The organism is Belnapia arida, from assembly GCF_016773205.1.
Lineage (GTDB): Bacteria > Pseudomonadota > Alphaproteobacteria > Acetobacterales > Acetobacteraceae > Belnapia > Belnapia arida.
In genome coordinates this window covers 454,984-477,060 of sequence record NZ_JAETWB010000001.1, presented here as the reverse complement: position 1 = coordinate 477,060, position 22,077 = coordinate 454,984, and the positions used below count along the sequence as shown (strand labels likewise).

Below are 22,077 nucleotides of genomic sequence, written 5' to 3'. Positions count from 1 at the left end.
CTGAATTCAGGGAGGCTGGCATGGCGGATCGGGTAGAGGTCGCGGGGCTCGGCGTCGAACGAGCCCTCAAGGAGTTCATGGAGCAGGATGCGTTGCCGGGCACCGGGGTGTCACCGGAGCGGTTCTGGTCTGCCTATGCCGCCATCCTCCGCGACCTCGGCCCGCGCAATGCCGCCCTTCTGGCCAAGCGGGACGAGTTGCAGGCGAAGATCGACGAATGGCACCGGGCGCACCCAGTCCGGCCGGTCGATGCCGCCGCCTATACCGGTTTCCTCAGGGAGATCGCCTATCTCGTGCCGGAGGGGCCGGCCTTCCAGGTCGCCACCACCAATGTCGATGCCGAGTTCGGCACCGTCGCCGGGCCGCAGCTGGTCGTGCCCGTCTCCAATGCGCGTTATGCACTGAACGCCGCCAATGCGCGCTGGGGCAGCCTCTATGATGCGCTCTACGGCACGGATGCCATCCCGGAGACGGATGGGGCCGAGCGCGGGCGGGGTTTCAACCCGAAGCGGGGCGAGAAGGTGATCGCCTTCGCGCGTACGACGCTGGACAAGGTTGCGCCGCTGGCGGGCGGGGCCTCCCATGCAGAGGCGAAATCCTATGCGATCGCCGCCGGGGCGCTGGCGGTCGGGCTGAAGGACGGGCGGAGCGTCGGGCTCGCGCAGCCGGGGCAGTGCGTCGGCTATCTGGGCGAGCCGGCGGCACCTTCGGCCATCCTCTTCGTGCATCACGGGCTGCATGCGGAGCTGGTCATCGACCGTGACCACCCGATCGGCAGGGACGACCCGGCGGGCGTCGCCGACCTGGTGCTGGAAGCGGCCGTCACCACCATCATCGACTGCGAGGACAGCGTCGCAACGGTGGATGCCGAGGACAAGGTGGTCGTCTACCGCAATTGGCTCGGGCTGATGGCGGGGACGCTGGAGGCGAGCTTCGAGAAGGGCGGCAAGACGCTCGTTCGCAAGCTCAATGGCGACCGGACCTATCTGAAGCCGGGCGGCGGGGCGATGACGCTGCACGGGCGCTCGGTGATGCTGGTGCGCAATGTCGGGCATCACATGATGACCGATGTGGTGACGCTCGACGGCGCCGAGACGCCGGAGACCATCCTCGACGCCATGTGCACCGTCGCCATCGCGCTGCATGACCTGCGCGGCCAGGGCCGCGGGCGGAACAGCCGGGCGGGCAGCGTCTACATCGTTAAGCCGAAGATGCACGGGCCGGAGGAAGTGGCCTGGGCGAACGAGCTGTTCGGCCGCGTGGAGGATGCCTTCGGCCTGCCGCGGGCGACGTTGAAGATGGGCATCATGGATGAGGAGCGCCGGACGACGGTGAACCTCATGGAGTGCATCCGCGCCGCCAAGGACCGCGTCGCCTTCATCAACACCGGCTTCCTCGACCGCACCGGCGACGAGATCCACACCTCCATGGCCGCCGGCGCGATGCTGCGCAAGAACGACATGCGCGGCACGGCCTGGATCAAGGGCTATGAGGAGTGGAATGTCGATGTCGGCCTGGCCTGCGGGCTGCGCGGGCGGGCGCAGATCGGCAAGGGCATGTGGGCCGCGCCGGATGCGATGGCCGAAATGCTGAAGCAGAAGGTCGGCCATCCGAAGGCCGGCGCCAACACCGCCTGGGTCCCCTCCCCCACCGCCGCGGTACTGCATGCGCTGCACTACCACGAGGTCGACGTGGCGGCGCGGCAGGAGGAGCTGGCGCAGGGCGGCCGCCGGGCGAAGCTCGACGACATCCTCAGCATCCCGCTGGCGAGCGACACCAACTGGCCGGCGGATGCGGTGCAGGCGGAGCTCGACAACAACTGCCAGGGCATCCTCGGCTATGTCGTGCGCTGGATCGACCAGGGCGTCGGCTGCTCCAAGGTGCCGGACATCCACGATGTCGGGCTGATGGAGGATCGGGCGACGCTGCGCATCAGCGCGCAGCACATCGCCAACTGGCTGCAGCACGGCATCACCACCGAGGCGCAGGTGATGGAGACGCTGAAGCGGATGGCGAAGGTCGTCGACGGGCAGAATGCCGGCGACCCGCTCTATACGCCGATGGCGCCGGGCTATGAGGGTGTGGCCTTCAAGGCGGCTTGCGACCTGATCTTTAAGGGTGCGGCACAGCCGAATGGCTACACCGAGTTCATCCTGACGGCCCGCCGCCGCGAGGCGAAGGCCGCAGCCTAGAACTCGAGGGGTCCAGGGGCCCTTCGGCCCTTGGCGGGTGGAGCTTGAGGAGGGCACCGCCCTCCTCAACCTTGCTTCCGAGACTCCCGCCGCGCAATCCAGCTCGTGCTGGCGAAGATGACGAGGCCGCCGATCCAGGTGGCCGTCCCCGGCACGTCGCCCCAGACGGCGAGGCCGAAGAGCGAGGCCCAGACCAGTTCGAGGAATTTGATCGGCTGGGTCACCGACATGTCGGCCAGCTTGAAGGCGCGCGTCAGGCAGATATGCCCCGCCGTGCCGACGACGCCGCAGAAGGCGAAGGCGGCCCATTGCGCAGGTGTCGGCCAGTCCCAATGCGGCAGAGCGAAGGGCAGGCTGAACAGCGCGACGGCTAGCGACTGCCACACGACGATGACATGCGGCGCGTCCCGCCGCGTCAGCGCCTTGGTGATGAGGAAGGAGGCGGCAAAGAGCGGCGAGGAGGCCAGCATCACGAAGCCATAGGCCCCTGCCCCGCCCGAGAGGTTGGGCGAGACGACGATCAGCACGCCGCAGAAGCCGATCAGTGCCGCGACCCAGCGGGCGGCGACCATCCGCTCGCGCAGGAAGACGACGGCGCCGAGCATGATGAAGAGCGGCGTGGTGAAGCCGAGCGCCGTCATATCGGCCAGCGGCACATGCGGCACGGCGATGAACCAGAGCAGCAGGCCGGAGGTGTGGATGGCGCCACGCCAAATCTGGCCCGAGAGATTGGCCGGGCGGTAGGCGGCCCAGCCGGCGCGCAGGATGAAGGGCAGCATCACCAGCACGCCGAAGCTGTAGCGCAGGAAGCCGGTGACGAAGGGGTCGAGCTGCTGCGCCAGCAGCCGCAGCGTGCCATTCAGCAGGATGAAGAGCAGGCCGGAGGCGAGCATCCAGAGGATGGCGCGGGCGGTGTCGCTCGCCGCGGCGAGCCGGGGCAGGCTCAGGCTGGTGCGGCCCAGGCTCATGCGGCGAGGAAGTCGAGGGCGGTCAGCGCATGCACCTGTGCGACCTGGCGCAGTTCCTCGACCAGGACGTACTCGTCGGCACCGCCCATGTTGTGGGGCGTGGGGCCATAGACGATGGTCGGGAGCCCGGCCATGCGAAACCAGCGTGCGTCGGAACCGCCGACGCGCATGTTGACGGCGCAGGGGCTGCCAAGCACCTCGCCCGCCGCGGCAGCGGCGCGGCGGGCGAGCTCATGGCCCGGGTCGGTATGGTTCGGCTCGAAGCGGCGGAGGATGCGCCAGGCGATGCCTTCGCGCCCGTCCAGCGCTGCTGACAGGGCGGCCTCGGCGGCGGCGCAGGAAAGGCCGACGGGGAGGCGGATATCGATCCCGGCGCGGGCTCCGGCGGGCACGAGGTTGGTGGAGGTGCCGCCCTCGATCCGGCCGATATTGACGGTGACGCTGCCAAGCACCTCGGCCTCGCCGGCACCGGATAGCGGCTCGGAGACGGGACGCGCCGCGGCGATGGCGGCGGTGACGGTGGGCGGCGCCTCGGGCCGCAGGGCGCGCAGGCCCCGCACCGCATCAAGCGCGGCGCAGAGACGGTCGAGCGCGTTCACGCCGAGATGCACATGAGCGCCATGGCTGGCGCGGCCCTCGGCCTCCACCTCGATCCAGAGGAAACCCTTCTCGCCGAAGCGCAGGACGCGTGGGCTGCCGGCATCGCCGATGATGACGGCATCGCCGCGCGCCTCGGGGATGTGGTCCATGAGCCATTTCGTGCCGAGCGGACCCATGGATTCCTCGTCTCCGGCCAGGGTCAGCACGGCCTCGCCGCGCCAGAGCCCGGGATGGGCGGCAAGCAGCGCGAGGGCGGTAACGGAGGCGGCGATGCCGCCCTTCATGTCGGACGTGCCGCGGCCGTAGAGGCGCCCGTCGCGCAGCAGGCCGCCGAGGGGCGGCACGGTCCAGGGCAGGGCCTCGTTCACCGGATAGGTATCGAGATGGCCGTTGAAGATCAGGCGGCGGCCGGGAGCATGGCCCCGCACCACGGCGACGAGGTTGGTGACGCCCTCGCTCGTGGGATGGAGGGCGACCTCGGCAGCCGGGATGAGGCCGCGAATCAGCCCGGCGGCCGCCTCGGCGCAGGCGCGGACATCGCCAGGCGGGTTGGGGGATGGGATGGCGACCAAGGCCCGGGTCAGGGCGATGACGCGCTCCTCGCAGGCGGCGGCCTCGGCGGCAAAGGCGGTGCGACTCATCCCGCGAGTGTAGCGGACAACGCGTCCGCTGCCGCCATGCCGCTTGCCCAGGCGCCGCCGACCGTGCCGGCATAGCGGGTATGGCAGGCCTCACCGGCGAAGCGGATGCGGCCATCGGCAAGCCGGGCTTCGGCGAGCGCTGCGCGGGCGCCGGCGCTGCCAGGGCGGGCATAGGTATACGCGCCGAGGAAGAGTGGGTTCTCACCCCAGTCCGTAGCGACGGCCGGATGCGGGAAGGCACGCGCCAACCCGGCCTCGCCGAAATAGCGGGCGAGCTCGGCGCGGGCATTGGCCTCCGCGGCAGCGGGGCCCTCGCGGGCCAGCGCCCAGGCCGCCTCGCCGCCGAGGAAGCCGATCGCGTGGTCGCGGCCGAAGGGACTGACCACCCAGGACATCGGCCGGTCCCCCTCCCCTTCGACGCGGCGGCCGAGACGGGCGAAGGGGTCGAGGCCGAGCCCAGCGCCGCCCCGCAGCGCGATCTTGGAGAGGAGTGCCATGGGCAGGCCATGGATGGCGGCCTCCACCTCCGCCGGCAGGCCGGGAGAGAAGCGGAGGGCACCCGATGCCAGCACGCCGGTCGAGACGGTGACGATGCAGCCGCGGGCGCGGATCGTGCCGTGGGGGCCTTCCAACGTGATGTGTCGGTCGGCCTCCAGGCGATGGATGGGGGCCGCCAGCTGAATCGGCAAGCCCACGGCAAGGCGGGCGACCAGGGTGCCGAAGCCTTCCCTCACCTGCGGATTCTCGCCGTCGAGGCCGGTGTCGATGTAATCGCGCAGGCTGTTCCGCTCGGGCTCCACGCCGCAGATGGTGGTGCCCAGCCAATGGGAGACGGTCGCATCCCAAGGGCCGCCATGCGGCACGGCCTCGGCGATGGCAATGTCGGGGCCGCCCTGCGCAGCGCGAGCCTCGGCCACCGCCTCCCAGGTATCGCAGGCGGCGTCATGGGCGGCCTTCTCGGCGGGCGTCGCCGGACGGTCGCCGATCAAAAGGATGTCGCGGCGGCGGCGCTCGCCCTCGAAGAGGGTGAAGCCGAGGCGCCGGGCAATGGGCGTCAGCGGGTTGTGCTCGGCGACATGCACCCAGGAGGCGCCGTGGTCGAAGGGCGTGCCGAGGCTGGCGCTCTCGGTAAAGGCGCGGCCGCCGGGGCGGGTGCCCGCCTCCAGCACCAGGCAGGACCGGCCGAGTTCGGCGAGGCGCGTGGCTGCGGCGATGCCGGCGGCGCCGGCGCCGATGATGGCAATCTCGGTTTCGGTGGGCATCAGACGGTCCGGAAGCGGGCAACCTCGCCTGGTTCGACGCGCAGCCGACCCTGGCGTTCCAGACGGCGGAGATGGGCCAGCGTCTCGCCGACGGTGAAGCCTACCTGCCCCATCTCCTGTGCGGCACGGGGAAAGAGGAATTGCGCCGCCTCATAGGCCGTCAGCGGCTCGCGGCAGGCCTCGGCCAGGGCGTCGAGGCGCTCGCCATGGTGCGCGGCGAGCATGTCGAGGCGGCGATGCAGGGTGGTGAAGGGTTCGCCATGGCTCGGGAGAACCAGCGTGTCCTCCGGCAGGGCGCGGAAACGGTCATTGCTGGCAAGGAAGTCGCCGAGCGGGTCGGCCTCCGGCTCGCCGGGATGCAGGCCGACATAGGGGGAAATGCGGGGCAGGATCTGGTCGGCGGAGATCAGGATGCCGCGCTCCGGGCTGTAGAGCGTCGCCATGTCGGGGGCATGGCCGGCGCCGGTCACAACCCGCCACTCATTGCCACCGATAGTGACGCTGCGCCCGTCCTTCAGCGCGTGGAAGCTGCGCGGCAACTCGCCGACTGAGCGCTGGTAGAGGGCGCCTCGGCCCTCGACGAAGGCAAGGAATTCGGGTGCGCAGCCGGCGCGGGCGTAATGTTCGATCTGCTGCGCCATCATGTCCGGGCCGCTGTCGTACCAGAGCGCGCGGGCCATCAGCCATTCGATGCGGGTCATCATCGGCAGTATGCCGAAGCGCTCGCAGAGCCACCCGGCGAGGCCGACATGGTCGGGATGGAAATGGGTAACGAGCAGCGCGGTCAGCTTCCGGCCGCCCAGCGCGGGTTGGGCAAGGAGCTGGTCCCAATGGCCGCGGGTGGTGCGGCTGGCGATGGCGGTGTCGATGGCCAGCCAGCCGCCCTCATGCTCCAGGAACCAGATGTTCACATGGCCGGGGGCAAAGGGCAGCGGCATGCGGGCGCGGAGCAGGCCGGGCTGGATGGTGCGGATCTCGCCGGGCGGCGGGGCCTCGGGCGGCAGCGGGGCCGGGACATAGGCGGGGGGGTTGGTCTGGTCGGGTGGCATCCGGCTCTCCCGTTGGGCGGGAAGGATAGGGCGCTATCGGTCGGCCTGTCGATGCGGCGCTTGCATCACGGGGGTGCGGGGTGGGTATGCTCGCGCGGTTCGGTGGAGGTCGATGGATGGCGCCGGAAGTCTTCGTCCTGCTCAGCGGCGGCCTCAGCTTCGGGGTGCCGCTGGTCTTCGCCATCCGCGAGTTGCGGAACCTGCGGCGCGGCGATGGCGGCGGCTGGCGGCCGGAGCCGCGGCCGCCCTCGCCCAGGCCTCGGCCGACGGGGGGAAGCGGGAAGCCGCTGCCCGACTGTCTCATCCCGAAGCCGCAGCCGGCGAGGCCGCGGGAGTTAGAGAGGGTTTGACTACAACTGCACGCCGCGGGTGAGCGCGCCATCGATCACCAGGTTGGTGCCGGTGGTGAAGGAGGAGGCGGGGCTTGCCAGGAAGACGACGCCACGGGCGATTTCCTCGGGCGTCGCCATGCGGCCGGTTGGGTTGAGCGCCATGGCCTCGGTAAAGAGCGCCGCGTTGTTCTGCTCGATCCACTGCCAGATGCCGCCCGCGAAATAGGTGTTGCCGGGGGAGACGGTGTTGGCGCGGATGCCCTTCCCCGCCAGACGGTGGGCGAGGCCCTGGGCGTAGTGGACCAGAGCGGCCTTGAAGGCGCCGTAGGCCGGGCCGGTGAAGTCGATCTCGCGGCCGGAGACCGAGGCGATGATGGTGATGGAGGCGGATTTCGACGCCTCTAGATGCGGGAGCGCGGCATTGACCGTGCGGATGGTGTGCATCAGGTCGGTCTCGAAGCCGCGGTGCCAGGCCTCCTCGCTGTCGTCGACTGCCAACGCCGAGACATTGGCGACGACCATGTCGATGCCACCAAGGGCGGCGGCGCTGGCGGCGACCCAGGCTTCGAGCGCAGATTTGTCGGCGACATCGACGGGTTTGCCGAAGGCGGTGACGCCCTGCGCCTGGAGTGCGGCGACGGTGGCCTCGACCTCCGCCGCGTCGCGGGCGCAGAGGGCGATATGGGCGCCCTCTGCGGCGAAGAGTTCGGCACAGCGGCGGCCGATCCCCTTGCTGCCGCCGGTGACGATGGCCCTGAGGCCCTTGAGACCAAGATCCATGTCCCTCTCCTCTCGCTTTTGCCCGGGGAGGTTCGGTCAGCGCATCGGCCGGCGCAATGCCCAGAAGGCGACCGATCCCGCCGCATAGGCCGCGATGGAGAGCAGGAAGGCGATGCGGTAGCTGGCGGTGACGTCGAAGATCCAGCCCGCGGCCCAGGAGCCGATTGCGGCACCGAGACCGGAGCCGATGGTAATGACGCCGAGGATGGTGCCGAGGCGGGGGCCGGGGAAGAGATCAGCCGTCTTCGCCGTGATGGCCGGGCCGCGGGCGCCCCAGGTCAGGCCGAAGCCGCAGCCATGCAGCCAGAGCAGCAGGTGCTGGTCGGGCGAGGTGATCAGCAGCGCGCAGACCACGCCGAGGATGGAGATGCCGTAGGTCAGCAGCGCCGAGGCCTCGCGGCCGATATGGTCGGAGAGGGTACCGGTGAGGATCACCCCGGGAAAGGCGAGGAAGGCCCCCATGCCGAGAACGCTGGCCGCATAGAGCGGGTCGAAGCCGATATCGACGGCGAAGGCGATCTGATGCAGCGAGACGAGGAAGCTGCCGATGCTGGTGCACATGTAGACGAGGAAGAGCAGCCAGAAGGCGCGGGTGCGGATGGCCTCGGCGAGGGTCCAGTGACGCGGCACGGCGGTTGCCGCACCCTCGGCCGCGGCAGGGATCTCGGGGCTGCGGCGGAAGATGGCGGCGAGCGGCAGGATCAGCACCGCCATCGCCGCGGCGGTGGCGAGATAGGCGCCACGCCAGCCCAGGCCGCTGATCAGCATCTGGCTCGTAGGCGCGGAGAGGGCGCGGCCGAAGGCATTGGCCGATTGCAGCACGGAGACGGCCATGCCGCGCCGGCGGTGGAAGATGCGCGAGACCAGCGGCACGAAGACCAGCAGGCCAAGGCAATTGGCCCCGATGGTCATCACTACGCCGTAGAGGAAGACAACGTGCCAGAGTTCGCTGGCGAAGGCGCTGCCGAGCAGGCCGAGGGTCAGCAGGCAGCCGCCGAGCAGCACGCAGCGGCGGGCGCCGACACGGTCCACCAGGCCGCCGACGAGGGGCGAGCTGGCGCCGCCGACGAGCTGGCCGACCGAATAGGCGAGCGAGCTCTCGGCCCGGGACCAGCCGAAATCGGCGACGAAGGCGAGCAGGAAGACGGTGTAGGAATGCATCAGGCTGGCGCCGACGGTGAAGGCGGCGAAGGCGCCGGCGAGCATTAGCCAAGCCTGGCGGGAGGGTCTTTCGGCGGTCCCGGCTTTGACTGGCATGGCGTCATGCTGCGGGCGCCGGGCAGGCCGGTCAATCGGCGGACCTCGGAAAGTCGATACGGGAATCGGCGGCGGAACATGCCCGGCCGCCGGTATGCGGAGGGCCGGCATCGCGGTAGAGCAGCGTGGCAGGCCTTCCAGAGGACTCGTATGCGGCGTCGGTTGATGGCTCTCCTTCCTGTCCTGATCGTCACCGGCCCGGCGGCACGGGCGGCCGAGTTGGAGGTGGTAAGCGCCCGGACGATGGAGCCGGGGCTGGCGCCGGCGGTTCAGGCCTTCCGCAACGCCTCTGGCCACGCGGTACAGATCCGCTACGCGACGGCGCCGGCCATGCAGCAGGCGCTGGCGGATGGGGATACGCCGCAGCTTCTCATCGGGCCGGACTCGCTGATGGCGGGGTTGGCACAGGCGGGGCGCCTGGCTGGGCAGCCGGTGCCGCTCGGCCGCGTCGGGGTGGGGATGGTGGCGCGGCCGGACCTCGCCGTCGCGCCGGCGACGGATGCCGAGGGACTGCGGCGAATGGTGGCCGACATGCAGTCGGTCGTCTTCAACCGCGCCTCGTCCGGCCTCCACATGGAACGGATCTTCGAGCGGATGGGCCTGACGGCGCAGGTCGCGCCCAAGGCGCGACGCTACCGCAGCGGGGCCGAAGTGATGGCCCATCTGTTGCACGGCAGCGGGCCGGAAATCGGCTTCGGCGCCATCACCGAGATCAGGATGGTGCGAGAGTTGCGCTACCTGGGGCCACTGCCCGCAGAGCTGCAGTCCTACACAACCTACAGCGGGGCGCTGACGCCGGGCGCGCCGGTCGCGGCGGAGGCGTTGCTGCGCTGGCTGGCAGGGCCGGAGTCGCGCGGCAGCTTCGATGCGGCGGGGATCGAGCCGGTGCGCTGAGGGGCAAGCCCCCTCAGCGATGCCGACACCGGGAATGCGCCTCGGGGCGCATTCCCGAACGGGCTCCTACAGGCCGGCCTGGCTGACGAACTTGGTGTTCAGATAAGCCTCGATGGCCTCCGAACCGCCCTCGGAGCCGTAACCGCTGTCCTTGATGCCGCCGAAGGGCACTTCCGGCAGGGCGAGGCCGAGATGGTTGATCGTCATCATGCCGCTCTCGACCTTGGCGGCGATGGCGTTCGCCGTCTTGGCCGAGCGGGTGAAGGCGTAGGAGGCGAGGCCGTAGGGCAGCCGATTGGCCTCCTCCACCACCTCGTCGAACTCCTTGAAGGGCGCGATCATGGCGAGCGGGCCGAAGGGCTCCTCGTTCATCATCCGCGCCTCCTTGGTGACGCCCGTGAGCACCGTGGGCTGGAAGAAGTAGCCCTTGTTGCCGATGCGCTCGCCGCCGGTGCGTACCTCGGCGCCGCGCTGGCGGGCATCGGCGATGAGGCCCTCCATCCAGGGGATGCGGCGCTCATGCACGAGCGGACCCATCTGCACGCCCTGCTCCGTGCCGTTGCCGACCTTCACGGCTTTGGCGGCGGCGACGAATTTCTCAACGAAGGGCTCGTAGTGCTTCTCCTGCACGAGGAAGCGCGTCGGGCTGACGCAGACCTGGCCGGCATTGCGGAATTTGGCGCCGGCGAGGGTCTTCACCGCAAGGTCGAGATCGGCGTCGTCGAAGACAATGGCCGGGGCATGGCCGCCCAGTTCCATGGTGACGCGCTTCATGTGCTGACCGGCGAGGGCCGCGAGCTGCTTGCCGACCGGGGTGGAGCCGGTGAAGGTCACCTTCTTGATGGTCGGGTGCGGGATCAGGTACTCGCTGATCTCGGCGGGGATGCCGTAGACGAGGCCGACGACGCCCGCGGGCAGGCCGGCATCGATGAAGCAGCGGATCAGCGCGGCCGGCGAGGCAGGCGTCTCCTCCGGAGCCTTCACGATGATCGAGCAGCCGGTGGCGACGGCGGCGGAGAGCTTGCGGACGACCTGATTGATCGGGAAGTTCCAGGGCGTGAAGGCGGCGACGGGGCCGATCGGCTCCTTCACCACGAGCTGGTAGACGCCCTCGGCGCGGGCGGGGATGACGCGGCCATAGGCGCGGCGGGCTTCCTCGGCGAACCAATCGATGATGTCGGCGCCGGCCAGCGTCTCCATCTTTGCCTCGGGCAGGGGCTTGCCCTGCTCGGCGGTCATCAGCGCGGCGATCTCGTCGGCGCGGGAGCGGAGAATATCGGCGGCCTTGCGCATCAGCTTAGCGCGCTCGAAGGCGGAAACCTTCTTCCAAACGGCGAAGCCCCGCTCGGCCGCCTCCAGCGCCTCGTCCAGATCATCGCGGCCGGCATGAGCCACCTCGCCGATCACCTCCTCCGTCGCCGGGTTGATGACTTCGAGGGTCTTGCCGGAGCGGCTGGCGCGCCACTCCCCGTTGATGTGGAGCTGGACGGTCGGATAGGCCATGGGGGTCTCCTTGGCTATTTGGGCGGGGCAGGCCCCGCCGGGGTCGGGGCGCAATGTGGGCCTGTCGCGGGGCCGGGGCAACCCAGGGCGCTATAGTCACCGACCTATAGCGTGACGAACTGCCCCTGCCCCGCCCCGCGCAGCAGCGCCTCGATCAGCCGCTGCACCGCGAGGGCACTGGCGCCGGAATTGGAGGGCGGGCGGCCGGCGGCGATGGCGTCGAGCACTTCCGTATGAAGGGCACGGTGCGGGCCATGGTCGAATGCCATCGGATCGGCCCCGCCACCGCCGGCGCTGCCATGGTCGATGACCTCGGGCGCGACGTCCGCGAGGTGGAGCTCCAGCCGTTCGGAGACCAGCATGGCGCTGCCGCCGGTGCCGGCGATCTCGATCCGCTCCGGGAAGCCTGGACGGGCGACCGTCGTCGCATCAAGCGTGCCGATGGCGCCATTGGCGAAGCGGAGGGCGCCGGCGACGATGTCCTCCGTATCAATGGCGCGGAGCGGGCTGGTACGGGCGAAGGCGGCGGCCTCGGCCACGGGCCCCATCAGGTGCAGCAGCAGGTCGATGGTATGGATCGCCTGGGTGAGCAGCACGCCGCCGCCGTCGCGCGCCTTCATCCCCCGCCCAGGTTGCGCGAAATAGGCCGCATCGCGCCACCACCGGATGGTGGCGGAGGCGGAGAGCGGCGTGCCAAGCAGGCCAGCCTCGAGCGCCGCTTTCAACCGGAGGGCGGCAGGGCGGAAGCGGTGCTGGAAGACCACGCCGAGGGTGACGCCGGCACGCCCGGCCATCGCCACCAGAGCCTCGGCGCGGGCGAGGTCGAATTCGAGGGGCTTCTCCACCAGCAGGTGCTTGCCGGCCGCGGCGGCCGCCTCGGCCACGGGAAGATGGGCCGCGGGTGGCGTCAAGACCAAGACGAGGTCAAGGCCGGGGGCGCCGAGCAGGGCGTCAAGGCTGTCGAAGACGGGCGCATGCCAGCGGGCGGCAAAGCCGGCGCGGCGCTCGACCGAGGGGCTGAAGCCGCCGACGAGGCGGGCGCGGCCGGCGGCCTCGAGGTCGCGGAGCGCGAGGGCATGGGGCGCGACGGCCATGCCGAGGCCCACCATCCCGACGCCGATCATTCCTGGCATGACTTCCCTTCCCCCTCTTCCGCCTCCTATCGTGCCGCATCGGCCGGCGCGGGCAAACCGTGCGGCCAGTGCCCTGGGAGGGGTCCGATGGAGCTGGACGAAACCGCGCGGCCGATCGCGCGCCGGGACGTGCTGCAATTGCTGGGGCTGGGTGCGGGTTCGGCGCTGCTGCCGGCGGGCCAAGCCTATGCGCAGGCGCGCGGCGCGACGCTGGTGCTCGGCATCGACATCAGCGACACCATAACCCTCGATCCGGTCAGACAGGCGCAATACACGGCGCCCATGACGCTGGCCGCAACCTATGACCCGCTGGTGACGCTCACCCCCGGCGACTACATCGAGCCGAAGCCGGCCCTCGCTACGGCCTGGACGCGGACGCCCGATGGCAAGGGCTGGCGCTTCACCCTGCGCGAGGGGGTAAAATTCGCCTCCGGCGCCCCGGTGACGGCCGAGGACGTACAATTCACCTTCGAGCGGCTGATCCGGATGAAGGAGCAGACGCAGCAATACGTGAAGGCCATCGACCGCTGCGAGATCGTGGACGTCAAGACCATCGACCTGGTCATGAACGACCCGGCCTCGCCGCTACTCAACATCCTCTGCGCGCCGAGCTTCGGCATCACCGAGAAAAAGCTCGCCATGCAGCACGGCGGCAGTATGGCCGCGGATGCGAAGGAGACGGATAGGGCGACCGAATGGCTGAACCAGAACAGCGCCGGGACAGGCCCGTACCGGCTGGTGCGCTGGGAGCGGAACCAGCAGATCCAGCTGGTGCGCAACCCGCATCACTGGCGCGGGGCGCCAGCCTACGAGCGTGTGGTGATCCGGCATTTCAGCGACAGCGCGGCACAACTGCTGGCGATCCGCCGCGGTGACATCCAGGCCGCCTTCAACCTGATCCCCGAGCAGATCGCCACGCTGAAGGATGAGCCGCAGGTGCGGGCGGAGCGGCTGCCGAGCCTCGACTTCGTCTACATGGCCATCACGCAAAACCCGGAGTTCAACCGGGCGCTGGCCCAGAAGGCTTGCCGGCAGGCGATCGGGCACGCCATCGACTTCGACGGCATCGTCAACAGCATGCTGGGCGGCGCGGCGCTGCGGCCGGCGCATTTCCTCCCCATCGGGGTGAATGGCAGCACGGAGACGGTGGCGCGGGAGGTCGGGTTCCGGCAGGATCTCGACAAGGCGAGGCAGCTGCTGCAGCAAGGCGGCTTCGCGGAGGGGTTCGAGTTCGAGATCGCCTATGGCAATGCGGCGGTGGCGGGCGTCTCGTACCAACTGCTGGCGCAGAAGATCCAGGCGGACCTCGGCCGCGTCGGCATCCGCGCGAAGCTGGCGCCGATGGACCAGGTCAATCTCCGCACCAGCTTCACCACCGGGCGAGCGCAGGGCGGGGTGCTGACCTTCTGGAATCCGCCGGCGGTGGAGAACGAGCTATGGGCGGCGGCCGTTGTCGAGCGGGTGGCGAGGCGCGTCCACTGGACCGTGCCGCCGGAGATGACGGACCTCGTCAAGCGCGCGGCGCAGGAGACGGACAAGGCGAAGGCCGCGGCGCTCTGGGTGGAGTGGCAGCGGGCAATGGTCGATCAGGCGAACCACATCATCCTGTTCCAGCCCATCTATCAGATCGCCGTACGCAATGCGGTGAAGGAATTCTCGCTGACGGCGGCGGGCTGGCAGGTGGAGATCGGTCAGGCGAAGCCGGCCTAGATGCGGATGCCGAGGCGCGAGAGGCGATGCGCGCGGTCGGCATTCACCGCATGGTCCGGCAGGCGGCCTTCGGCGAGGGCCGTCACCTGACGGACGGTGTCGAAGGCTTGGTGCTCGATGGCCGCCGGGGTCAGGCCGCCGACATGCGGCGTGGCGATGACCTTCGGGTGGGCGGCAAGCTCGGGCGTCGGCATCTGGTCGGGCGCGCGGCCGACATCCATGGCGCAGCCGGCGAGCTGGCCGGCATCAAGCGCGGCGCGCAGGGCGGCTTCGTCGACGAGGTTACCGCGCGAGGGGTTGATGAAAAAGGCGCCGCGCTTCATCCGGGCGAAGGCCGCCGCGTTCAGCAGGTTCTCGGTCTGCTCGTTGGCAACGGCGAGGCAGACGACGAAGTCGCTTTCGGCGAGCAACCGGTCCTGCTCGACCTGCTCGATGCGGGCCTCCTCGACCTTGGCATGCGGGTCCGTCACCAGCACGCGCATGCCGAGCGCCAGGCCGATCGGGGCGAGGTGGCGGGCGATGGAGCCATAGCCGATGATGCCGAGCGTGCTGCCGCTGAGCTGCGCGCCCATCCGCGCCGAGGGCACCTCGCCGCGATGGTAGCTGGCCGCCGCCGCGCCGACGCCGCGGGCGAGGTCGACCATCTGGCCGAGCACGAGCTCGGCGACGGAGGGGATGAAGCCGGGCGTCGCCTGCGTGACCAGCACGCCGACGGCACTGGCGGCCGCGACGTCGACGTTGCGGATGTCGACGGCGCAACGGAGAAAGGCGACGAGGTCAGGGGCATGCTCGAAGGTCGCGGCCTCGCCGGGCGACTGGCGGTAGCTGACGATGGCCTGGCAGCCGGCGGCGGCCTCGGCCAGATCGCGCCCAGCGAGGTGACGGCCGCTCTCGTTCAGCCGGACCTCGGCCACCTGGCGCAGCGCGGCCAGCGCCCGGGGGCCGTAGTAGTTCTCCAGCGCGTCCGGCGTGTGCGTGAGATAGACCTGCATGCTTCCCTCCCCTTCGTTCGGGGCTAGACTACAGGCAAAGAGGCAGGGGAGAAGCGGGGCGGATGCTGCGGACCGTGGTCACGCGACTGGCAGGCGCCGCCGTCATGGCCGTGCTGGCGACCTTGGTGATCTTCCTCATCGCCAATACCGTGCCGGGGGACCCGGTGCTGGCGCAGCTCGGCGACATCGCCGCGAGCAACCCGGCAACTGTGGCCGAGTGGCGGGCGAAATGGGGGCTCGACCTGCCGCTTTGGGAGCAATACCTGATCTTCCTGCGCGGGCTGGCGCATGGCGATCTCGGCACCTCCATCGCCTCGCAAAGGCCGGTGCTGGAGGATATCGCGCAATACGCACCGGCGACGGTGGAGCTGGCGAGCATCGCCTTCGTGCTCGCGCTCGGCATCGGCATCCCGCTCGGAATCGCGGCGGCGGTATGGCGCGACAGCTGGGTGGATGCGGCGGCGCGGGTGGTCTCGCTGATCGGCGTCTCATCGCCGACCTTCTGGCTCGCCTTCATCATGCTGGCGATCTTCTATGGCGGGTTGCAGATCGCGCCGGGGCCGGGACGGTTGGACCCGATCGCCTTCCCGCCCGATGAGGTGACGGGGCTGTTTCTGGTCGACACGCTGCTGGCGGGTGATTGGGAGGGGTTCCATGACGCGGCGGCGCATCTGGTGCTGCCCTCGATCGTGCTGGCGGCGGCGACCATCGGCCTCATCACCCGCACCACGCGGGCGGCGATGCTGGAGGCGATGGGGCAGGACTATGTGCGCGTTTCCCGCGCCAAGGGGATGCGGGAGCACTACACCATCCTCCGCCATGTGCTGCCCAATGCGCTGATCCCGGTGGTGACCTTGGGCGGGCTCGCCTATGCCAACCTGCTGGCGGGGGCGGTAATGACGGAGACGGTGTTCTCCTGGCCGGGGCTCGGGCGCTACACCTTCCGCAGCGCGGCGGCGCTCGACTTCCCGGCGATCATGGGGATCACGCTGGTGGTCTCTGTGACCTACCTGCTGGTCAACCTCGCCGTCGATCTCTCCTACGCCCTGCTCGATCCGCGGGTGCGGCGGTGAGCGCGAGCATCGCCCTCCCCGCGCCGCGCTCGCGGCGGGCTCGGTTGTGGCGGCGCTACGGGCTGGCGGGGATTGGGGCGGGGATCGTGCTGGGCTGGGTGCTGGTGGCGGCCTTCGCGCCGTGGCTGGCGCCCTATCCGCCGGATTTCGTCGACGTGACGAACCGGCTGCAGCCGCCTTCGGCGCTGCATTGGCTGGGGACGGATGCGCTGGGGCGGGACTGCTTCTCGCGGCTGCTGTTCGGCGCGCGCATCTCGCTGCTGGCGGGGATCTCCGTTGTGGCGCTGGGAGCGGCCTTCGGCACGCTGATCGGGATGGTCGGGGCCTATGCGCGGGGCTTCGTCGATGCGGCGCTGATGCGGCTCACCGATCTCGTGCTGTGCTTCCCGCCGATCATCCTGGCGCTCGCCATCGCGGCGGCGCTGGGCATCGGGACGTCCAACACCATCATCGCCATGCTGGTGGTGTGGTGGCCGAAATTCGCCCGGCTCGCGCGCGCGCTGGCGCTGGTGCAGCGCAGCCAGGACTATGTGGAGGCCGCCGTCGTGCTCGGGCTGAGGCCGGCGCGCATCCTCGGGCGGCATATCGTGCCGAATGCCATCGGGCCGCTGGTGGTGCTGGTGACGCTCGATATCGGCAATGCGATCATCACCTTCGCCGGGCTGTCCTTCCTTGGCCTCGGCGTCGTGCCGCCGACCGCGGAGTGGGGCGCGATGGTGGCCGAGGGGCGGGAGTTGGTGGAGCAATGGTGGGTGGCGACCTTCCCCGGATTTGCCATCCTCTCGATCGTGCTCGGGTTCAACTTTCTCGGCGACGGGGTAAGGGATTGGCTCGATCCGAAGGCGCGGAGCCGGTGAGCGCCCCTGTCCTCGAGGTCGAGGACCTTCGTACCGTCTTCCTCACCGATGCCGGGGCGGTGCGCGCCGTCGACGGCGTCTCCTTCAGCATCGGGGCGGGCGAGACGCTCGGCATCGTCGGCGAGAGCGGCAGCGGGAAGAGCGTCACCGCGCTGTCCCTGATGCGGCTGCTGGAGGAGCCGGCGCGGATCGCGGGCGGCAGCATGCGCTTCCAGGGGCGGGACCTGCTGGCGATGCGGCCGGATGAGCTGCGGTCATTGCGAGGCGACCGGATGGCGATGGTCTTCCAGGACCCGATGACGGGGCTCAACCCGGTCATCCGCATCCTGCGCCAGCTCACCGAGCCGATGGTCGGGCATGGACGCTTCGCGGCGCCGGAAGCGAAGCGAAGGGCCATCGGTCTGCTCGGACGGATGGGAATCACGGCGCCGGAGCGAAGCGTCTCGCGCTTCCCGCATGAATTCTCGGGCGGTATGCGCCAGCGTGTCATGCTGGCGATGGGCTTCGCCAACGACCCGGCGCTGCTGATCGCCGACGAGCCGACGACGGCGCTCGACGTCACGATCCAGGCGCAGATCCTCGACCTGCTGCGCCGGCTCAATGCGGAATTCGGCACGGCGATCCTGCTCATCAGCCACGATCTCGGGGTGATCGGCAGCGTGTGCCGGCGTGTCGCGGTGATGTATGCGGGCGAGGTGGTGGAGGAGGCGGCGACCGAAGCGGTGCTGGCCGATCCGCGCCACCCTTACGCCTGGGCGCTGGTGAATGCGGTGCCGCGGATCGACCAACCGCTGGGCGCGGACCGGCGGCTTGTCAGCATCGAGGGGGCGCCGCCGGATGCGCTGAACCTGCCGCAAGGGTGCCGGTTTGCGCCGCGCTGTCCGTTCAAGGTCGAGCGCTGCGAGAGGGAGCATCCGCCGCTGGCCGAGGTGGCGCCGGGGCGGCTGGCGCGGTGTTGGGTGACGCAGGCGGGTGCGGTGTTGCCAAAGGCGGGGGGTGCTGGGTTCGGCGGGGTGCGTGCACCCCTTCCCCCGGCCGCTGAGCCGCTGCTATCCGTACGTGGGTTGGTGAAGCATTTCCCGCTGCCGCGCGAGAGCCTCTTCGCGCCGCGGAGGGTGGTGCATGCGGTGAACGGCATCGATCTCGACTTGGCGCGGGGCGAAACGCTCGGCGTCGTCGGCGAGAGCGGCTGCGGCAAGTCGACGGTGGCGCGGCTCGTCACCCGCATCCATGCGCCGACGGAAGGGAGCATCCTTTTCGACGGGCAGGAGATAGCGCAGGCGAGCCCGGCCGCGATCCGTCCGTTGCGGCGGCGGATGCAGATGGTCTTCCAGGACCCTTACGCCTCGCTCAACCCGCGCATGACCATCGGCGACACGCTGGCGGAGCCGCTGGTCGCGCATGGGCTGGCGCGGCGCGGGGCGGAGGCGCGGGAGCGCGTCGGGGCGTTGCTGGACATGGTAGGGCTCAATCCGGCCTGGGTCTCGCGCTTCCCACATGAGTTCAGCGGCGGGCAGCGGCAGCGCATCTCCATCGCGCGGGCGCTGGCGCTGGAGCCGGAGATGATCGTCGCCGACGAGCCGATCAGCGCGCTCGACGTTAATATCCAGGCACAGATCCTGAACCTGATGCTCGACCTGCAGCAGCGGATGGGGCTCACCTACCTCTTCATCGCGCATGACCTGGCGGTGGTGAGGCACCTCTGCGACCGCGTTGCGGTGCTTTATCTCGGCCGCGTGATGGAAAGCGCGCCGGCGGAGGCGCTCTTCGCCCGGCCGCTGCATCCTTACACCGGCGTGCTGATCTCCGCCGTGCCGGAGCCGGGGCGGCAGCGGGTGTTGCTGCAAGGGGAGCCGCCGAGCACGCTGGCGCCGCCGCAGGGTTGCCCGTTCCGTGGACGGTGCCCGATCGCGCAGCCGGTCTGCGAAACAATGCCGCCGCTTGTCGAAGCTGAGGCCGGGCGGTGGGTCGCTTGCCACTTCCCGGGCGGGTTCTCCCATGCTGGACTGGTGGCATGAAGGCCAATCTCACCGACATCCTCGCCCGCCTTGATGCCGATGCCCCCGCGGCGGAGGCACGGCTCATCGACTGGCTCCGCATCCCGAGCATCAGCGCGCAGCCGGCGCATGCGGGGGATTGCCTTCGCGCCGCCGAATGGGTGCGCGACCAGCTTGGCGGCATGGGGTTCGATGCGCAGATCAGGCCGACTGCGGGGCATCCCGTCGTCGTCGCCCATCACCCGGGGCCGGGCGGCGATGCGCCGCATCTGCTGTTCTATGGGCATTACGACGTGCAGCCGGCGGATCCGCTGGCGCTTTGGACCTCGCCGCCCTTCGAGCCGCTGGTGGTCGAGGGGCCGCATGGGCGGCGTGTCGTCGCGCGCGGCGCGGTGGACGACAAGGGCCAGACGGCAATGTGGCTGGAGGCGCTGCGGGCCTGGCATGAGATCGCCGGCGGCCCGCCCTGCCGCGTCTCCGTGCTCATCGAGGGCGAGGAGGAGGTGGGCTCGCCGAGCCTCGATGCCTTCCTCGCCGCCAACAAGGGCGAGCTGGCGGCCGATGTCGCAGTCATCAGCGATACGGGAATGTGGGATATCGACACGCCCGCCATCACCACGCGGCTGCGAGGCATGGTCTATGCGCAGATCGACCTGAAGGCGGCCTCGCGCGACCTGCATTCCGGCATCTATGGCGGGGCGGCGCTCAACCCGATCAATGCATTGTCCCGCATCATGGGCGGGCTGCATGACGAGAACGGGCGGGTGCAGATTCCTGGCTTCTATGAGGGCATCGCCGAGATCACCAATGCGCAGCGGGTCGAATGGGACAGCCTCGGCTTCGACGAGGGCGCCTTCCTCGGCGATATCGGGCTGGCAACACCGGCCGGCGAGCGCGGGCGGAGCGCGCTGGAGCGGCTCTGGGCAAGGCCGACCGCGGATTTGAACGGCATCTGGGGCGGCTATACAGGCGATGGCAGCAAGACCGTCATCGCGGCGGAAGCGCATGCCAAGCTCTCTTGCCGGCTGGTGCCGGGGCAGGATCCGGCGAAGGTGGCGGAGGGCATCCGCCGCTTCGTCGCCGAGCGGCTGCCGCCCGACGCCAAGGCCGAGGTGCAGGTCTTCACCACGACGCCGGGGATCGAGGTGCCGGCGGATAGCCGCTGGGTCGGCGCGGCGCGCGGGGCGCTGGCCGAGGAATACGGCCGGCCGGCGGTGCTGATCGGCAGCGGCGGGTCGATCCCCGTGGTCGAGAGCATGCAGCGGCTGCTCGGGCTCGACAGCCTGCTGGTCGGCTTCGGGCTGAATGACGACCAGGTCCACAGCCCGAACGAGAAATTCGAGCTGCGCTGCTTGCACAAGGGTGCTCGCAGCCATGCGCGGATGCTGGCGGCCTTTGCTCGCGGTTAGTTCGAGGGGAGCACCTTCCCCGGGTTCATGATGCCCTGCGGGTCGAGGGTCGCCTTGATCCGCCGCATCAGCTCCAGCGCCAGCGGGTCCTTCAGCGCCTGCATGGCGTGCAGCTTGCTGGTGCCGATGCCGTGCTCGGCGCTGAAGCTGCCGCCGAGCGAGGTGGCGATCTGGTTCACCAGCATGTCGGCGCCGGCGGCGCGGGCGACCCAGTCGGCATGGGTCGTGCCGGGTGGCGCCTTCAGGCTGACATGGATGTTGCCGTCGCCGGCATGGCCGATGGCGAACATCCGGCCTTCCGGCCAGCGCTCGGCGAGCGCCGCTTCGGTGCGGGCCAGGAATTCGGGGACGGCGGAGACGGGCACGGCGGTGTCGGTCGGGATGGAGGGGCCATCCATCCGGCCGAATTCAGGAAAATCCTCGCGGATGCGCCAGAAGGCGAGGCGCTGGGCCTCGCTTTCGGCAGGGACGGCATCGGTGCATTCCCCGGCCTCCAGCGCGGCTTCCAGCGCCGTCTCCAACATGGCGCGGACGGGCACCGCCGGGTGTGGCGCGGCAAGTTCCACCATCACGTACCACGGGCTCTCCAGCGGCAGCGGCAGGCGGAGCTGCGGGCCATGCCGGGCCACCATCTCCAGGCAAAGGCGATTGATCAGCTCGAAGGCGATCAGCTCCGCCCCCGCACCCTGCATGCGGCCCAGCAGCGAGAGCGCGGCATCGGGCGAAGGGACGGCGAGGAATGCGGTCTCGACGGCGAGCATCGGCGGCACCAGGCGGAGCGCGGCGGCAGTGATGACGCCGAGCGTGCCCTCGGCGCCGATGAAGAGGTGGCGCAGCGCATAGCCGCTATTGTCCTTGCGCACGCGGCGCAGGTCGTTCAGCACGCGGCCATCGGCGAGTACGATTTCGAGGCCGAGCACCAGCTCCCGCGCATTGCCCCAGCGGATGGTACGGATGCCTCCGGCATTCGTCCCCAGCATGCCGCCGATCTGCGCCGTGCCCTGGGCACCCCAGGCGATGGGGAAGAGCCGGTCCACCGCGAGAGCGGCCTGCTGCACCTGCTGGATGACGCAGCCGGCCTCGGCGACGAGGGAGAAGTCGCGCGCATCGACGTCGCGGATGCGGTTCAACCGTTCGAGGCTGAGGACCAGGGAGGGAGGGCCACCCGGCCTCGGCACCGCGGCGCCGGCGAGGCCGGTGCGGCCGCCGGCGGGCACCACGGGGATGCCGGCCTTGCTGGCGAGGCGGAGGACGGCCGAAACCTCCTCGACCGTGCCGGGCTTCAGCACGGCGAGCGGCACGGCGCGGGAGGTGCCGCGCCAGTCCACCGCATAGGCGGCCATCTCCTCCGGGGTGGTCAGGCAGTTTTTTGGGCCGACGGCGTCGGCCAGGGCGTCGAGCATGGACATGGCCGCCAGTCTCCCGCCG

At 70.2% G+C, this 22,077-nt stretch carries 18 protein-coding genes; 8 read left to right on the top strand and 10 right to left on the bottom strand.

Annotated elements, in window-relative coordinates:
* The first annotated feature begins 20 nt into the window (after positions 1–20).
* Complete coding sequence (locus JMJ56_RS02435; protein ID WP_202830008.1) at positions 21–2,192, top strand: malate synthase G; 2,172 nt, start codon at positions 21–23, stop codon at positions 2,190–2,192.
* Positions 2,193–2,257: 65 nt separating this feature from the next.
* Here the strand turns inward: JMJ56_RS02435 and JMJ56_RS02430 are convergent, their stop codons facing one another.
* From JMJ56_RS02430 to JMJ56_RS02415, 4 genes are read right to left on the bottom strand one after another with little or no spacing between them, the layout of a single operon-like run.
* Positions 2,258–3,160, bottom strand: a complete 903-nt coding sequence (locus tag JMJ56_RS02430) for a DMT family transporter (protein ID WP_202830007.1) — start codon at positions 3,158–3,160, stop codon at positions 2,258–2,260.
* Positions 3,157–4,401: a M20/M25/M40 family metallo-hydrolase gene (locus JMJ56_RS02425; RefSeq protein ID WP_202830006.1), complete on the bottom strand. Its 1,245-nt coding sequence runs from the start codon at positions 4,399–4,401 to the stop codon at positions 3,157–3,159. The genes JMJ56_RS02430 and JMJ56_RS02425 overlap by 4 nt, the downstream gene beginning before the upstream one ends.
* Positions 4,398–5,663: a flavin monoamine oxidase family protein gene (locus JMJ56_RS02420; protein WP_202830005.1), complete on the bottom strand. Its 1,266-nt coding sequence runs from the start codon at positions 5,661–5,663 to the stop codon at positions 4,398–4,400. The genes JMJ56_RS02425 and JMJ56_RS02420 overlap by 4 nt, the downstream gene beginning before the upstream one ends.
* A complete protein-coding gene (locus JMJ56_RS02415; protein WP_202830004.1) occupies positions 5,663–6,712 on the bottom strand; it encodes an MBL fold metallo-hydrolase in 1,050 nt (349 codons plus the stop codon). Before JMJ56_RS02415 ends, JMJ56_RS02420 begins: the two co-directional genes overlap by 1 nt.
* Before the next feature lie 116 nt (positions 6,713–6,828).
* On the opposite strand from JMJ56_RS02415, the gene JMJ56_RS02410 reads away from it, so the two are divergent.
* Complete coding sequence (locus JMJ56_RS02410; RefSeq protein WP_202830003.1) at positions 6,829–7,062, top strand: hypothetical protein; 234 nt, start codon at positions 6,829–6,831, stop codon at positions 7,060–7,062.
* Here JMJ56_RS02410 and JMJ56_RS02405 read toward each other — a convergent pair whose 3' ends face one another.
* Complete coding sequence (locus JMJ56_RS02405) at positions 7,063–7,824, bottom strand: SDR family NAD(P)-dependent oxidoreductase (protein WP_202830002.1); 762 nt, start codon at positions 7,822–7,824, stop codon at positions 7,063–7,065.
* Between the two features lie 36 nt (positions 7,825–7,860).
* Positions 7,861–9,081 (bottom strand): MFS transporter, encoded by a 1,221-nt coding sequence (locus JMJ56_RS02400; RefSeq protein WP_202830001.1) that lies wholly within the window; start codon positions 9,079–9,081, stop codon positions 7,861–7,863.
* 165 nt (positions 9,082–9,246) lie between these two features.
* On the opposite strand from JMJ56_RS02400, the gene JMJ56_RS02395 reads away from it, so the two are divergent.
* Positions 9,247–9,975 (top strand): molybdate ABC transporter substrate-binding protein, encoded by a 729-nt coding sequence (locus JMJ56_RS02395; protein WP_202830000.1) that lies wholly within the window; start codon positions 9,247–9,249, stop codon positions 9,973–9,975.
* A gap of 66 nt (positions 9,976–10,041) precedes the next feature.
* Here JMJ56_RS02395 and JMJ56_RS02390 read toward each other — a convergent pair whose 3' ends face one another.
* Both JMJ56_RS02390 and JMJ56_RS02385 read right to left on the bottom strand, forming a co-directional pair.
* Positions 10,042–11,478 carry an NAD-dependent succinate-semialdehyde dehydrogenase gene (locus tag JMJ56_RS02390; RefSeq protein ID WP_202829999.1) on the bottom strand — a complete coding sequence of 479 codons (1,437 nt, stop codon included), beginning with the start codon at positions 11,476–11,478 and terminating at the stop codon, positions 10,042–10,044.
* Positions 11,479–11,582: 104 nt separating this feature from the next.
* Positions 11,583–12,611, bottom strand: coding sequence for a Gfo/Idh/MocA family protein (locus JMJ56_RS02385; protein WP_236037385.1), 1,029 nt, complete (start codon positions 12,609–12,611; stop codon positions 11,583–11,585).
* A gap of 87 nt (positions 12,612–12,698) precedes the next feature.
* On the opposite strand from JMJ56_RS02385, the gene JMJ56_RS02380 reads away from it, so the two are divergent.
* On the top strand, positions 12,699–14,321 hold the full coding sequence (locus JMJ56_RS02380) for an ABC transporter substrate-binding protein (protein ID WP_202829998.1): 1,623 nt from the start codon (positions 12,699–12,701) through the stop codon (positions 14,319–14,321).
* Here JMJ56_RS02380 and JMJ56_RS02375 read toward each other — a convergent pair.
* Complete coding sequence (locus JMJ56_RS02375) at positions 14,318–15,313, bottom strand: NAD(P)-dependent oxidoreductase (RefSeq protein ID WP_202829997.1); 996 nt, start codon at positions 15,311–15,313, stop codon at positions 14,318–14,320. The genes JMJ56_RS02380 and JMJ56_RS02375 overlap by 4 nt on opposite strands.
* Before the next feature lie 62 nt (positions 15,314–15,375).
* Between JMJ56_RS02375 and JMJ56_RS02370 the strand changes: the two genes are divergently transcribed.
* Genes JMJ56_RS02370 through JMJ56_RS02350 form a run of 4 tightly spaced genes read left to right on the top strand, consistent with a single transcriptional unit; the run spans position 15,376 to position 20,649 of the window.
* Positions 15,376–16,386 carry an ABC transporter permease gene (locus tag JMJ56_RS02370; protein WP_202829996.1) on the top strand — a complete coding sequence of 337 codons (1,011 nt, stop codon included), beginning with the start codon at positions 15,376–15,378 and terminating at the stop codon, positions 16,384–16,386.
* Positions 16,383–17,243: an ABC transporter permease gene (locus tag JMJ56_RS02365; RefSeq protein ID WP_202829995.1), complete on the top strand. Its 861-nt coding sequence runs from the start codon at positions 16,383–16,385 to the stop codon at positions 17,241–17,243. Before JMJ56_RS02370 ends, JMJ56_RS02365 begins: the two co-directional genes overlap by 4 nt.
* Complete coding sequence (locus JMJ56_RS33625) at positions 17,240–19,261, top strand: ABC transporter ATP-binding protein (protein WP_328702238.1); 2,022 nt, start codon at positions 17,240–17,242, stop codon at positions 19,259–19,261. Before JMJ56_RS02365 ends, JMJ56_RS33625 begins: the two co-directional genes overlap by 4 nt.
* Positions 19,258–20,649: a dipeptidase gene (locus JMJ56_RS02350; RefSeq protein WP_202829994.1), complete on the top strand. Its 1,392-nt coding sequence runs from the start codon at positions 19,258–19,260 to the stop codon at positions 20,647–20,649. Before JMJ56_RS33625 ends, JMJ56_RS02350 begins: the two co-directional genes overlap by 4 nt.
* On the opposite strand, the gene JMJ56_RS02345 is transcribed toward JMJ56_RS02350, so the two are convergent.
* Entirely contained in the window at positions 20,646–22,058 is a 1,413-nt protein-coding gene (locus JMJ56_RS02345; RefSeq protein WP_202829993.1) for an FAD-binding oxidoreductase, read from the bottom strand. The genes JMJ56_RS02350 and JMJ56_RS02345 overlap by 4 nt on opposite strands.
* Between the last annotated feature and the right edge of the window lie 19 nt (positions 22,059–22,077).